The organism is Microvirga sp. BF8, from assembly GCF_059888585.1.
In genome coordinates, this window is record NZ_CM187619.1 from 4486092 (window position 1) to 4500257 (window position 14166).

The window sequence follows — 14166 nt, forward strand, 5'->3', positions numbered from 1 at the left end:
TGGCATGTCGCCGGTTGCAGAAAATCCAGGTCCCCTTTTCCGCCCGATGGCTTAAGGAGATTCCATGAACGAGCACAACGTCCTGGACTCTCCCGCCTCCGCCGCGCCGCCTTCCGCCCGTTCCGGGAGGGCGCGGCCGGTCGGTAACGCGTCCCGGTCCGCGATTTTCGGCTGGCTGCTCTTCGACTGGGCCTGCCAGCCCTTCTTCACCCTGATCACGACCTTCGTCTTCGCGCCGTTCTTCGCCGCCGCGCTCGCGCCCGATCCCGTCGCGGGGCAGAGCCTGTGGGGCTACGCGACAGCCTGTGCCGGGCTCGTCCTCGCCGTCCTGTCGCCGGTCCTCGGATCCATCGCCGACGCCACCGGGCCGAAGAAACCGTGGATCGCGGCCTGCGGCCTCGTGCTCTTCGCCTCGTCGTTCGCTCTCTGGTTCGCGGCGCCGGGGCACCCTTACGCCATTCCCGTGGCGCTCGTCGGCTTCGCCATCGGCACGGTCGCAGTCGAGGTTGCGGCGGTGTTCAACAACGCCATGATCCCGCACCTCGTCCCGCCGGAGCGGTTCGGGCGCCTCTCGGGCACGGGCTGGGCCATCGGCTATCTCGGCGGCCTCGTCTCGCTCGTGATCGTGCTCGGCTTTCTCGCGGCCAATGCGGAAACCGGCGAGACCATCCTCGGCCTGCCGCCCTTGTTCGGCCTCGATCCGGCCCTGCGCGAAGGAGACCGCATCACCGGCCCGTTCTCCGCCGTGTGGTTCCTCCTCTTCATCCTGCCGCTCTTCCTCCTCACGCCCGACATCGCGCGCTCGTCCTTGAGCCTGCGCGACGCGGTCGCGAAGGGCGTTGCGCAGGTCGGCAGCACCATTGCCGATGCGCGCCGGCATGAGAGCGTCGGCCGCTTCCTCCTCGCCAACATGGTCTACCAGGATGCCCTGGTGGCGCTGTTCGCCTTCGGCGGCATCTACGGAGCGGGCGTGTTCGGCTGGCGGGCGACGGAACTCGGCATCTTCGGTATCCTGCTCACCGTCACGGGCACCCTCGGAGCCCTGATCGGCGGCAGGCTCGACGACCGGTTCGGGGCGAAGCCCGTGATCCTCGGCGCCATTCTGGTCCTGTGCCTGGTCTGCCTTGGCATTCTGTCGCTCGGGCCCGGCCACGTGTTCTTCACCGTCGCCACGGCGCCCGCCCAGCCCGGCGACGGCCTTTACGGCACCATCCCGGAAAAGCTCTTCCTGCTGCTCGGCCTTGCGATCGGCGCCGTCGCCGGACCCCTGCAGGCCTCCTCGCGCAGTCTCCTCGCCCGCCTCGTGCCCGCACATGAGGCGGGCCGATATTTCGGGCTCCTCGCCCTGTCGGGAAAGGTGACGTCGTTCCTGGCCCCACTCACGGTCGCCGTCGCGACGGCCCTGTTCCAGACCCAGGCGGCGGGTCCCGCCGTGCTGATCGTGTTCTTTCTGGCGGGCGGCTGGCTGATCGCGGGCGTGAAGCGAGCATGAGCCTTCCGGGTTGGGCTGCGCTTGAGCCGCGACCGTTGCGACGTTACGATACGATCCGTTGAAGGGGAGCCGATCCATGTCCTTGAAGACGCTGTTCACCGCACATCCCGACTCCGTCGGCGAAACCTATTTCGAGCATATGGGCGTGGCCCTCAGCTTCGCCTGGCCGCTGCTTGGGGCGGGTCTCGCCGCCCTCGTTCACGCCTTCCTGCCATTCCTGTGCGTGACCACCGCGAGCGCGACCGTGAAGCGGCTTTACGCCCGCATGATGAACCGGACCCCCCGACCGGTCCAGCAGGCGGCATCCGACCGGATGATGTCCTGGGATCCCGTGATCTGATCCGGCCGTCCACGTCCAGGGAACCGTCGCCGTTGCTTTCGCGTCTCACTCCTGCATAGCTTGCGGCAGGAGGGTCCGGGACATGAGAAGAAGCATCGCCGTCATTGTGACCGCAATCGTGGCCGTGGCGGCTCCTGGCGCTCCTGTGGGGGCCCGTGAGCTGGTGCCTTTCGAGGGCGGCGCTGCACCCGGGACGATCCTGATCAAAACCAGCGAACGCAAGCTCTACTATGTGCGCGGCGATGGCACCGCCCTGCGCTACCGGGTCGCCGTCGGCAGGCCCGGCAAGCAATGGTTCGGCGAAGCACGCATCGACGGCAAATACGTCAGGCCGGCCTGGGCGCCGCCCCTCGAGGTGAAGCGGGACAATCCGCGCCTGCCCGATGTCATTCCGGGCGGCTCACCCCATAATCCCATGGGCGAGAGGGCGATGACCCTCGACCGGGATCAATATGCCATCCACGGCACCAACCGCCCGTCCTCGATCGGCACCTACGCCTCCTACGGCTGCATCCGCATGATGAACGAGGATATCGTCGATCTCTACGACCAGGTCGCCGTGGGGACGCGGGTGATCGTGGAGCGGTGAGCGTTCTTTGTCCTTCCGGGACAGCGCGGAGCGCCGGGCCCGACCCCTCGCGCCGCCCCGGTGTGACGGGGTGCATCCTACCGATACAGGTCCGCCCGTGAGGGCGGCAGGCCGGCGGGGCCTCTCGTGCGCTTGGAGGCGAGCGTCTGGTTGACGCCGATGACGCCGCGCCCGAACCCGAGCGATACACCGGCGAGATACAGGAGCCAGGTCCGGGTTTTTTCCGGTCCGACCTCGGCCTCCGCCTCGGCCCGGCGGGCATTGAGGTTCTCCCACCAGAGACGGGTCGTGCGCTGATAGTGCTCCCGCCAGGCCTCCACGTCATGGACCTCGAAGCCGAAGCGTTCCAGATTCGCCACTGACATGCCGAGATGGTCGAGTTCGGCGCCAGGGAAGATGTAGCGCATGATCGCCCTGGCTTCGGGCTTCAGGCGTCCGAAGGCCCGGTCCGAGCGTTTCGCACGGCGCGCGATGCAGTGATGCAGATAGAGACCGCGCGGCCTCAGGAGCCGGTGCACGGTGCGGTAATAGGCAGGGTGGTTGGCGATGCCCACATGCTCGAACATGCCGATGGAGGAGATCTTGTCGAATTCGCCGTCCATCTGCGTGAAATCCTTGAGGATCACCTCGACCCTGTCCTGGAGGCCTAGCCGGGCGATCTTCTCCCGGGCCAGTGCCGCCTGCTCCTCCGCCAGCGTCACGCCGGTGGCCTTGACGCCATAATGCTGTGCCGCGTGGCAGATGAGGGCACCCCAGCCGCAGCCGATATCGAGCAGGCGCTCGCCGGGCTTGAGCCGCAGCTTGCGGCAGATCATGTCGAGCTTGTCGATCTGCGCCTTGGCGAGGTCGTCGTGCCAGTCCGGCTGGAAATAGGCGCAGGTATAGACCATCTCCGGATCGAGAAAGAGCCGGTAGAAGTCGTTCGACACATCGTAGTGATAGGCGATGTTGCTCTTGTTGGTCTCGGGTCGGCCATCGCGGGCGTCGGGTTTCTCTACGACCCGGTCGAGGGGGCGCGGCATATCGGCGGGGGCGCGCCAGAACTGATAGGCGGCCCTCAGGGCCTTGATCTTGCTCACCCCCTTGAGGCGGCGGGCGAGCTTGCCCTGGGGACGCTGGTCGGCGAGGTCGAAGAGGGTGCCGTTCTTGAGATCGAGCAGACCCGCCACATGGGCGTTGACGACCGTATCGAGGCGCGGGCGCCGGACGAGAGCCGCCACGACGCTTTCCCGCCGGATGACGAGGCGCATCGCATAGGAGGGGAGATCGCCGGGCACGGTCGATCCGTCCCACAGCTCGAAGCCGAACGGCAGATCGAGCGCCCGATGCGCATCCGTAAGAAGACTCCGGAAAATCTCCAGTCGCTCGGTTCCGCCCATCGTCCTCCCCCGTGCTGCGGCACGCACCGTAACGGGAGGGTGCGGGCGGGACAATCGTTCCTTTGATGCGGGGCGCCGTCAGGACATGGGCAGACCGACGGACCCCGCAAGGTGACGCAGCTTTTCGGGGTTGCGGACCACATAGATCGCGGAGATGCGACCATTCCCGATTTCGAGGGCCAGACTTTGCAGCGTCCCGTCCTTTTCCAGGGTGACGATCCCGGGCAGTCCGTTGATCGGACCCTGATAGAGAATCGGTGGCCTCTCGAAGTTCGCCTTGCGGGCGACGCCGGCGAAAAGGCCGGCGACCCTGCGGAATCCGAGGAGCGGGTTGATGGCCGCATTCTTGATGCCGCCGCCATCGGTATAGGCCACGACATTCTCCGCGAGCAGGGTCCGGAGCGTTGCCAGATCACCGCTGCGCGAGGCCGCGAAAAAGGCATCGGCCATGCGCCTGCCCTCGTCCATCGAGACCGGGAAGCGCGGACGCGCGTCGCGTACGTGCTTGCGGGCCCGCGCCGCCAGCTGGCGGCAGGCGGCGGGATCGCGGTCGAGGGTCGCGGCGATCTGGTCGAACTCCATGCCGAACACGTCGTGCAGGAGAAAGGCCGCGCGCTCGAGAGGCGAGAGCCGCTCGAGCGCCATCATCAGGGTCAACGACAGATCCTCGTCCCCATCCCCGTCGAAGGCCGGCTCGACAACCGGTTCCGGAAGCCAGGGGCCGATATAGGTCTCGCGCCGCACCCGGGCCGATTTGAGGAAGTCGAGACAAAGCCGCGTGACCATCCGGGACAGGAACGCCGCCGGTTCGCGGATGGTGGCCCGGTCCGTGCCGTGCCAGCGGATATACGCCTCCTGGACGATATCCTCCGCCTCGGTCACGGAGCCGAGCATCCGGTAGGCGAGGCGGATCAGCCGAGGCCGTTGAGGCTCGAACCGATCCGCCGCCTCGTCGTCATGCGGCTGCACGGTTCGAGCCCACCGGATGGATCGACCGGAAGCCGATGGCGAGCCGGTTCCAGCCATTGATGGTGACGATCAGCAGGGTCAGCTTGACCTGCTCCTCCTCGGTGAAATGAGCCGCCAGCATCTCGTAGTCCGCATCCGGCGCGTGGGTCTGCGACACCAGGGTGAGAGCTTCGGTCCAGGCCAGGGCGGCCCGCTCGCGGTCGCTGTAGAGGGGCGATTCGCGCCACGCGTCGAGGAGATAGATGCGCTCCTCCGATTCCCCGTGCGCCCGCGCATCGCGCGTGTGCATATGGATGCAGAAGGCGCAGCCGTTGATCTGGGAGGCGCGGATCTTCACCAGCTCGATCAGGCTCTGCTCGAGGCCGCTCTTCTGCACCTGTTCCTCGAGCGCCATCATCGCCTTCATGCTCTCGGCGCCGACCTTGTAGAGGTTCAAACGGGGTTTCATCGTCGTCTTCTCCTGGAAACGTTGGTACGGATGAAAGACGAGGCAGCGGCCCTCGATGTGACATGGGGCGTCGAAAAAATTCAGAAATCCGTCGCGAGCCCCTTCACCTCCCAGTCCTCGTAGCGGACCGGCTCCAGTCCGCCGCGGCCGCGATGCTCCTTCTGCCTGGCGAGGTCCGCGGCCTTGGCGTCGATCTCGCGCCGGCGCTCGGCGGCTTCCCGGAGCGCCCGCTCCGCCGCAGGAGAGAGGGATTTGCCGGGGGCGGCCCCCGCGGGAGCGCCATTATGGCTTGTGTCGGGTCTCTCGTTCGTGCTCATGAGGCGTCTCGATACCAGTTTGGCGGATTGTCCGCGAGATCTTGGGCGCGGTTCCCATCATCCCCACATAGCACCCTTGAGGGGAATACCTCGAGGGTTTTGCCTGACCTGAGGACGTGGAGACGATCATGAACACCGTCAAGACCGGGATGCTGCTGGCGGCGCTGACCGCCCTGTTCGGCGTCGTCGGCTATATGCTCGGCGGCGGGACCGGCATGCTGATCGCCCTGGGGCTCGCTGTCGCGACGAATCTTTACGCCTATTGGAATTCGGACCGGCTGGCGCTTGCGGCCCATCATGCCGTGGAGGTCGACGAGCGCACGGCGCCGGACCTCGTGCACATGGTCCGGGACCTCGCACAGCGGGCACAGCTGCCCATGCCGCGGGTCTATGTCATCGAGAACCCGCAGCCCAACGCCTTCGCTACCGGACGCAACCCGGAGAACGCGGCGGTGGCCGCCACGACGGGCCTTCTGAACATGCTCGCGCCCCACGAGGTGGCAGGCGTCATCGCCCATGAGCTCGCCCATATCAAGAACCGCGATACCCTGATCATGACGGTGAGCGCGACGGTCGCCGGCGCCATCGCCAGCCTCGCCCAGTTCGGGTTCCTGTTCGGCGGTCGCGGCGACGACAGGCCCAATGCCATCGTCATGCTGCTCACAGCCCTCATCGCGCCTCTGGCCGCCATGATCCTGCAGATGGCCATCAGCCGCTCGCGGGAATACGATGCCGACCGCACGGGCGCCCTGATCGCCGGGCAGCCGCTGGCGCTTGCCACAGCCCTCGCCAAGATCGCCGGCGGCGTGGCACATCTGCCCAACATGGACGCGGAACGTCATCCGGCGACCGCGCCCCTCTTCATCATCAATCCTCTCTCAGGCCGGGGCATGGACAATCTCTTCTCGACACACCCGGCGACCGAAAACCGGATCGCCGCCCTCCAGGCCCTTGCCCAGGAGATGGGCGCCTCCGCCCCGCAGGCGGGCTTCACCCGCACCGCCCCGTCGAGCCCATGGAATACGGGCTCCCGCAGAGGGCCGTGGGGTTGAGCATCGTGGATCGAAGCGAAGGCCCTGCCATGTCCGACCAAGCCGGCCTCGGCTCCCGCCGTCTGGCCTGGAAAGCGGTCAGCGAGACCCTCAAGCGGCGCGTGCCTCTGGACGACGTCTGGGACGACCTGGCGGCGGCGGAGCGCCTGTCTTCGCGCGACGAGGCGTTGGCGCGCGCCATCGCCACCGTCACCTTCCGCCGTCTGGGCACCCTCGGCTGGGCCCTGCGGGAGCGGCTCGCGAAGGGCCCGCGCGATGAGCGCCTCCTGCATCTGCTCGCCGTAGGCGCAGCGCAGATCCTGTTTCTCGACGTGCCCGACCACGCCGCCGTCGATACCGCCGTGCAACTGGCCCAGCAGGACCACCGGCTCCGGCACGCGGGAGGGCTGATCAATGCCGTCCTGCGGCGGGTGGCGCGGGAGCGTGAGGCGATCCTGGCGGCGGACGACCCATTCCTCGATACGCCCGACTGGCTGGAGAAGCGCTGGATCGCCCAGTATGGCGAGGCTGTCGCGGCCCGGATCGCCGGGGCCCATCGCACGACCGCCTCGGTCGATCTCTCCGTCAAGGACGATGCATCGGGCTGGGCTGGGCGCGTGGGGGGCCTCGTTCTGCCGACGGGAAGTGTCAGGCTGACCGGTCGTACCGCCATCCCGGAATTGCCGGGTTATGCCGAGGGCGGCTGGTGGGTGCAGGACGCAGCCGCAGCCCTCCCGGCCCGCCTGCTCCTGGCGCAGCCGGACGAACGCATCGCCGATCTCTGTGCCGCGCCGGGCGGCAAGACCGCCCAACTGGCCGCGGCAGGCGCCGACGTGCTGGCCGTCGACCGCTCGCCCCGACGTCTGAAGCGTGTGGAGGAGAACCTCGCCCGTCTCGGCCTGAGTGCCCAGACCCTCGCCCTCGATGCCGAAAAGCTCGATGCGCCGCCGTTCGACGCCATTCTCCTCGATGCCCCATGCTCCGCCACCGGCACCATCCGCCGCCATCCGGATGTGGCGTGGACGAAGAGCGACGACGATGTCGCGAAGCTGGCGGCATTGCAGATGCGCCTTCTCGACAAGGCAGCCCTGCTGCTGAAGGACGGCGGGCGCCTGGTCTATTGCACCTGTTCCCTGGAAGCGGAGGAGGGCGAGCGGCAGGCGGAGGCTTTTCTCGCCCGCCATCCCGGCTTCGTGCGGCTGCCGGTCGAGCCGTCCGAGATCGGCGGCCTTCGCGAGTGCGTGACTCCCGAGGGCGATCTTCGCACGCTGCCGTTCCACATGGCTGCCGCCGACGGCACCTATGGCGGCGTCGACGGCTTCTTCGCGGCGCGTTTCCGGAAGGGCGCTTCCGCATGACAGGGATTCGTCGGTCGGCGGAGACCCATGCTGTTAAGGGTGTATTGGGTATAACATCACATTGGATGTGCCGCGAGGCCTGATTTTCCTGCTCTTTTGGATGACAGGCCGGTATTCGCCTCTTCGTGGTTACTCGATGTTAACCCAACGGCGAGCATTTCTTCCCTTAGCGATCGTTAACGTGACCTAAACGAGAGGAGCGCCGCGCGTGGATTGGGGGCCGGACCGCTGGCGGCTGTATGGCCTTGCCTTCCGCGAGGCAGGCCGTGCCATGCGCGAGGCCGTGGTCTGGGGCACGTCGAAGGTCTTCATCGGCGCGCCCGCCCCGACCCGACTCCTGTTTGCGCCCCAGGATCTGCGTACCGCCGATCCGACCGTCGCCACCGACATCTATTCGGGCTTCTTCGCCTTCGCCGGCCGCGCCATCACCACGAGCGGACGCTCACCCTTCGGATTCGTGCCGCCGAGTCGCGCCTGGGCCGAGGCGCTCTACGGCTTCGGCTGGCTTCGTCATCTCAGGGCGGCGGGGACGGCTCTGGCTCAGGCCAATGCCCGCTCCCTGGTCGACGAGTTCGTCTCGTCCCGGCTCGGGGACCGGCGAATCGCCTGCGATACGCAGGTCATGGCGCGTCGGCTGATCTCGTTCATCAGCCAATCGCCCCTCATCCTCGAGGGGGCGGATCACGGATTCTATCACCGCTTCCTCAGGATCATCGGCGGTGCCGTCCGCGACCTCGAGCGCCACGTGCGCGCCGGCGCCCTGCCGCAACAGCAGCTCATGGCGGCCATCGCGCTCTGCTATGCGGGCCTGTGCTGCGAGGGTCTCGAAAAGACCCTGCGCCGCGCCACCCGCCTCCTCGTGCGGGAACTCGAGCGGCAGGTTCTCCCCGATGGAGGCCATGCGAGCCGCAATCCACGCGTCGTGGTCGACCTTCTGTTCGACTTGCTTCCCCTGCGGCAGATGTTCGCCAGCCGGGAGGTCGATACGCCAGAGGCGCTGCTGAACGCCATCGATCGCATGCTGCCCATGGTCCGTCTTTTCCGGCACGGGGACGGGACGCTCTCGCATTTCAACGGCATGGGCGTCACGGCGGCGGATCATCTGGCGACGCTCCTGACCTATGACGACATGCGCAGCCAGCCGATTCACCACGCCGCGCGCTCGGGCTACGAGCGCATGGAGGCGGGTTCCTCCCTGCTGGTCGCCGATGTGGGCGCATCGCCGCCGCCCGCGCTGTCGGCGGAAGCCTGCGCCGGCTGCCTTTCCTTCGAGTTCTCCAGCGGCGCGCAGCGCATCGTGGTTAATTGCGGCACGCCGCGCATCGCCAACGATGTCATCCTCCAGGCCTCGCGGTCGACCGTCGCCCATTCCACCGCTTCCATCGACGACGTCTCCTCCTGCCAGATCGCAGGCCTGCGCGGGACCTGGCTCGACCGGGCGGCGGCGGGCTGGCTCATGCGCCGGATCGGTCCCGTGGTGGTGCGCGGCCCCGGGCATGTGGCCGTGGAGCGGGGCGAGCGCGACCATGTCCAGACCCTCAATGCCAGCCATGACGGCTATGTTCGCCGCTTCGGGCTGACCCACGAGCGCCGGATCCAGCTTTTCCCGACCGGCGACAGGGTCGAGGGCGAAGACCTCTTCTGGGGCGAGGGTGCCGCCTCGCCGTCCCGGGAAGCGATCATCCGCTTCCATCTTGCGCCGGGAATCCGGGCGAGCCGCGCCCAGGGCGGGCGGGTCGTCATGCTCGTCCTTCCGAACCGGGAGGCCTGGCAGTTCTCCGCCAGTCCCGGCGAGGCTTACGTGGAAGACAGCATTTTCCTTGCCGTGCCCGATGGCATGCGCCGGACCGAGCAGATCGTGCTCGCCTTCCGCCCGAGCGAGACATCCTCGGTCCGCTGGCGGTTCGAGCGCCTGGCACGCAGCTTCAACCCGCCGCCGCACGCGGAGACGGCGCAGGACGAGACCTGACCGGTCCTCCTTCACGGGTGGCGGTTTCCATCCCTGCCCGTCCGTGCTATCGCGCCCGCACATCCCCTGACAGAGCCGGTCGCGCCCCGACGAAACCGGCTCTTGCTTTTCGTGGTCGCATTTTCCGAGGCGGACCAAAGCCCCTTCGCTGGAAAATGCTTGAATGGAGCGGCCGCCATGCCGAGCGATCTCAAGCGCGTTTCCCGCGCTCTTCTGTCTGTTTCCGACAAGACCGGCCTCGAGGATTTTGCCCGCGCGCTCGTGGAACACGGCGTGGCGTTGGTCTCCACGGGCGGGACCAAGAAGGCACTGCAGGATGCCGGCATCCCCGTGCAGGACGTGAGCGACCTCACGGGCTTTCCCGAGATGATGGACGGGCGCGTGAAGACCCTGCACCCTGCGGTCCATGGCGGGCTGCTCGGCATCCGCGCCAATCCCGAGCATCAGGCGGCAATGCTGGCGCACGGCATCGCGCCCATCGACCTCCTCGTCGTCAATCTCTATCCCTTCGAGGCGACGGTCGCGGCGGGCAGGCCCTACGACGATTGTATCGAGAACATCGATATCGGCGGCCCGGCGATGATCCGCGCGGCCGCGAAGAACCACGGCGACGTCGCTGTCGTGGTGGATGGGGCCGACTACAGGGCCGTTCTCGACGATCTCTCGGCCCATGACGGCGCCGTGACCTTCACCCTGCGCCGCCGCCTCGCCCAGAAGGCCTATGCGCGCACCGCCGCCTACGACGCCGCGATTTCCAACTGGTTCGCGGCCGAACTGGGCGAGGCGACGCCGCCCTACCGGGCGCTTGGGGGCTCGATCGCGGAGGTCCTGCGCTACGGCGAAAACCCGCACCAGTCGGCGGCTTTCTACCGGACGCCGGAAAGCCGCCCCGGCGTCGCCACCGCCCGCCAGGTGCAGGGCAAGCAGCTGTCCTACAACAACATCAACGACACGGATGCGGCCTATGAGGCCGTGGCCGAATTCCGTCCCGAGCGCACGGCGGCCGTCGTCATCGTCAAGCACGCCAATCCGTGCGGCGTCGCGGAAGGCACGACGTTGCGGGACGCCTACGAGAAGGCCCTGCGCTGCGACCCCGTCTCGGCCTTCGGGGGCATCGTCGCCATGAACCGGCCGCTTGACGCGGAGGCCGCGAAGGCCATGGTCGAGATCTTCACCGAAGTGATCATCGCGCCCGACGCATCGGAAGAGGCGATCGCGATCGTCGCGGCGAAGAAGAACCTGCGCCTCCTGCTTGCCGGCGGCCTGCCGGATCCCCGCCAGGGCGGCCTGACCCTGCGCACGGTCGCAGGCGGATTCCTCGCCCAGAGCCGCGACAACGCCGTCGTCGATGGCATGGACCTGAAGGTGGTGACGAAGCGCGCGCCGACCGAGCGTGAGCTTTCCGACATGCGCTTCGCCTTCCGCATCGCCAAGCATGTGAAATCGAACGCTATCGTCTATGCCAAGGACGGCGCGACGGTCGGCATCGGCGCCGGCCAGATGAGCCGGGTCGATTCCTCGCGCATTGCCGCCTGGAAAGCCGCGGAAGCGGCCAAGGCCGCGGGGCTACCCGAGACCCTGGCCAAGGGCTCGGTCGTCGCCTCCGATGCGTTCTTCCCCTTCGCCGACGGGCTGCTGGCGGCGGCGGAGGCTGGCGCCACGGCCGTGATCCAGCCGGGCGGATCCATGCGTGACGAAGAGGTCATCCGTGCCGCCGACGAGGCCGGCCTCGCCATGGTCTTCACGGGATATCGCCACTTCCGGCACTGAGGCGTGCCACTTGTCCTTTTCCTATAGGCAGGAGAGTCGGACAGCGCTTCCACCGTCATTCCGGGGCCGCGGAGCGGAGTCCGGAACCCATAGCCGCTGACAATGCAGGGTGATGCGCAGGCAATTGCAGCTTTCTATCCTGCACCACCGATGTTGATGGGTTCCGGGCCCAGCGCCATGCGCTGTCCCGGAATGACAGTGACGGCGCGACCTCCTCCCCACCAAGGGAGGAGAGCCGGGCGGCGCCACTTATCGCCTTTCCCAGCGCATCTCGGGTGTTCCCGACTTGCGCAAGGGTCGAGCGGATCTCGGAAACATCCGAGATCCGAGAGGAAAGCCGCGTGGCGCTACGCCGCCTGCGTGCGCTTGTTCTGGCGGTTCGTCACCAGGTCGTCGACGACAGTCGGGTCGGCGAGGGTCGAGGTGTCGCCGAGATTGCCGTATTCGTCCTCGGCGATCTTGCGCAGGATCCGGCGCATGATCTTGCCCGAGCGGGTCTTGGGCAGGCTCGGGGCGAACTGGATCAGATCCGGCGAGGCGATGGGGCCGATCTCCTTGCGCACCCAGGAGACCAGTTCCTTGCGCAGGTCCTCGGAGGGCGTTTCCCCGGCCATCAGGGTGACATAGGCGTAGATGCCCTGGCCCTTGATGTCGTGGGGATAGCCGACGACCGCCGCTTCCGACACCTTGGGATGGGCGACGAGGGCGGATTCCACCTCGGCCGTGCCCATGCGGTGGCCGGAGACGTTGATCACGTCGTCGACGCGGCCGGTGATCCAGTAATAGCCGTCCGCGTCCCTGCGGCAGCCGTCGCCGGTGAAATACTTGCCGGGATAGGTCGAAAAATACGTCTGGATGAAGCGCTCATGGTCGCCGTAGACCGTGCGCATCTGGCCCGGCCAGGAATCGGCGATGACGAGATTGCCCTCGGTCGCCCCCTCCAGCACCTTGCCTTCCGAATCCACCACCTCCGGCCTGACCCCGAAGAAGGGCAGGGTGGCGGAGCCCGGCTTCTGCGGGATCGCGCCGGGGAGCGGCGTGATGAGGATGCCGCCGGTCTCGGTCTGCCACCAGGTATCGACGATGGGGCAGCGGCCGTCGCCGACCACGCGGTGATACCATTCCCAGGCTTCGGGATTGATCGGCTCGCCGACGGAGCCGAGGAGGCGCAGGGACTTGCGTGAGGAGCTCTTCACGGGTGCCTCGCCCGCCTGCATGAGGGACCGGATCGCGGTCGGCGCGGTATAGAAGATGTTGACGTTATGCTTGTCGATCACCTCCCAGAAGCGGGAAATCGACGGATAGGTCGGCACGCCCTCGAACATCAGCGTCGTCGCGCCGTTCGAAAGCGGACCATAGACGATGTAGGTGTGGCCGGTGACCCAGCCCACATCGGCCGTGCACCAATAGATGTCGCCGTCATGGTAATCGAACACGTATTGGTGGGTCATGCCCGCCCAGACGAGATAGCCGCCGGTGGTATGCAGCACGCCCTTCGGCTTGCCCGTCGAGCCCGAGGTATAGAGGATGAAGAGCGGGTCCTCCGCGTTCATTTCCTCGACAGGGCAATCGCTGGTCACCATCTGCGCCGCCTCGTCGTAATAGACGTCGCGACCCGGAACCATGTTTACGGGGGAGCCGGTGCGGCGCACCACGAGCACGTGGTCGACCCCGCCGACGCGGGCGATGGCGGCGTCGACGTTCTCCTTGAGCGGAACCTTGCGGCCGCCGCGCAGTCCCTCGTCGGCGGTGACCACGAAGGCCGATTTCGCGTCCTCGATGCGGCCCGCGAGAGAATCCGGGGAGAAACCGCCGAACACCACCGAATGGATCGCGCCGAGCCGCGCGCAGGCGAGCATCGCATAGGCCGCTTCCGGGATCATCGGCATGTAGATCGTGACCCGGTCGCCCCTCTGGACGCCGCGATTGCGCATGACATTGGCCATGCGGCCCACCTCGTCATGCAATTGGCGGTAGGTGATGTGCTTCGACTCGGATGGGTCGTCGCCTTCCCAGATGATCGCGACCTGGTCGCCCCGGGTATCCAGGTGCCGGTCGATACAATTATAGGCGACGTTGGTGGTGCCGTCCTCGAACCAGCGGATCGAGACGTCGCCGGGGCCGAAATTCGTGTTCTTGATCCGGGTCGGTTCCTTGAACCAGTGGATGCGCTTGGCCTCCTCCGCCCAGAAAGCGGAGGGATCCTTGACGGAGGCCGCATATTTCGTCCGGTAGCCGGCCTCGTCCAGATAGGCGCGGCGGCTCCATTCGGGCGATACCTCGTAGATCTTCTCTTGCATGGCGCTTCTCCCAGGATTCCTGACGTGGTTATCCTAGCTTTACGGAAAGAGAGAGGCCGCGGGCAAGCACCGGAGGATCGGACTTTGGTCGTTGATTGGCTTTCCGGCGCCGTCCCGGGGCGCCGCGCCTTGCGCCTTTAACCTCCCGGCGGAAGAGGTCACGCCTGAGGCGTGGGAGAAGGACTGCGCCGGATCCGGATAGCA

12 protein-coding genes are annotated in these 14166 nt (G+C 67.2%); 7 read left to right on the top strand and 5 right to left on the bottom strand.

The window, feature by feature from the left end; genetic code table 11:
• Positions 1–64: 64 nt before the first annotated feature.
• From AC522E_RS21200 to AC522E_RS21210, 3 genes are all read left to right on the top strand, one after another.
• Positions 65–1492, top strand: coding sequence for an MFS transporter (locus tag AC522E_RS21200; protein WP_500748201.1), 1428 nt, complete (start codon positions 65–67; stop codon positions 1490–1492).
• 76 nt (positions 1493–1568) lie between these two features.
• Positions 1569–1832: a DUF6356 family protein gene (locus AC522E_RS21205; protein ID WP_500748202.1), complete on the top strand. Its 264-nt coding sequence runs from the start codon at positions 1569–1571 to the stop codon at positions 1830–1832.
• A gap of 82 nt (positions 1833–1914) precedes the next feature.
• Positions 1915–2421 (top strand): L,D-transpeptidase, encoded by a 507-nt coding sequence (locus AC522E_RS21210; RefSeq protein ID WP_500748203.1) that lies wholly within the window; start codon positions 1915–1917, stop codon positions 2419–2421.
• Positions 2422–2498: 77 nt separating this feature from the next.
• Here the strand turns inward: AC522E_RS21210 and AC522E_RS21215 are convergent, their stop codons facing one another.
• The 4 genes from AC522E_RS21215 to AC522E_RS21230 all read right to left on the bottom strand — a co-directional run bounded on the left by AC522E_RS21215 (position 2499) and on the right by AC522E_RS21230 (position 5534).
• Positions 2499–3800 (bottom strand): class I SAM-dependent methyltransferase, encoded by a 1302-nt coding sequence (locus tag AC522E_RS21215; RefSeq protein WP_500748204.1) that lies wholly within the window; start codon positions 3798–3800, stop codon positions 2499–2501.
• Between the two features lie 78 nt (positions 3801–3878).
• Positions 3879–4769, bottom strand: a complete 891-nt coding sequence (locus AC522E_RS21220) for a sigma-70 family RNA polymerase sigma factor (RefSeq protein WP_500748205.1) — start codon at positions 4767–4769, stop codon at positions 3879–3881.
• Positions 4756–5217, bottom strand: coding sequence for a carboxymuconolactone decarboxylase family protein (locus AC522E_RS21225; RefSeq protein ID WP_500748206.1), 462 nt, complete (start codon positions 5215–5217; stop codon positions 4756–4758). The genes AC522E_RS21220 and AC522E_RS21225 overlap by 14 nt, the downstream gene beginning before the upstream one ends.
• Before the next feature lie 80 nt (positions 5218–5297).
• Complete coding sequence (locus AC522E_RS21230) at positions 5298–5534, bottom strand: DUF1674 domain-containing protein (RefSeq protein ID WP_500748207.1); 237 nt, start codon at positions 5532–5534, stop codon at positions 5298–5300.
• 128 nt (positions 5535–5662) lie between these two features.
• Here AC522E_RS21230 and htpX point away from each other — a divergent pair, with 128 nt between their 5' ends.
• The 4 genes from htpX to purH all read left to right on the top strand — a co-directional run bounded on the left by htpX (position 5663) and on the right by purH (position 11662).
• Positions 5663–6586, top strand: a complete 924-nt coding sequence (gene htpX / locus AC522E_RS21235; protein WP_500748208.1) for a zinc metalloprotease HtpX — start codon at positions 5663–5665, stop codon at positions 6584–6586.
• Positions 6587–6615: 29 nt separating this feature from the next.
• Positions 6616–7923, top strand: a complete 1308-nt coding sequence (locus AC522E_RS21240) for an RsmB/NOP family class I SAM-dependent RNA methyltransferase (RefSeq protein ID WP_500748209.1) — start codon at positions 6616–6618, stop codon at positions 7921–7923.
• Between the two features lie 208 nt (positions 7924–8131).
• Positions 8132–9892 carry a heparinase II/III family protein gene (locus AC522E_RS21245; RefSeq protein ID WP_500748210.1) on the top strand — a complete coding sequence of 587 codons (1761 nt, stop codon included), beginning with the start codon at positions 8132–8134 and terminating at the stop codon, positions 9890–9892.
• Positions 9893–10069: 177 nt separating this feature from the next.
• On the top strand, positions 10070–11662 hold the full coding sequence (gene purH / locus AC522E_RS21250) for a bifunctional phosphoribosylaminoimidazolecarboxamide formyltransferase/IMP cyclohydrolase (protein ID WP_500748211.1): 1593 nt from the start codon (positions 10070–10072) through the stop codon (positions 11660–11662).
• 347 nt (positions 11663–12009) lie between these two features.
• Here the strand turns inward: purH and acs are convergent, their stop codons facing one another.
• A complete protein-coding gene (acs, locus tag AC522E_RS21255) occupies positions 12010–13962 on the bottom strand; it encodes an acetate--CoA ligase (protein ID WP_500748212.1) in 1953 nt (650 codons plus the stop codon).
• Between the last annotated feature and the right edge of the window lie 204 nt (positions 13963–14166).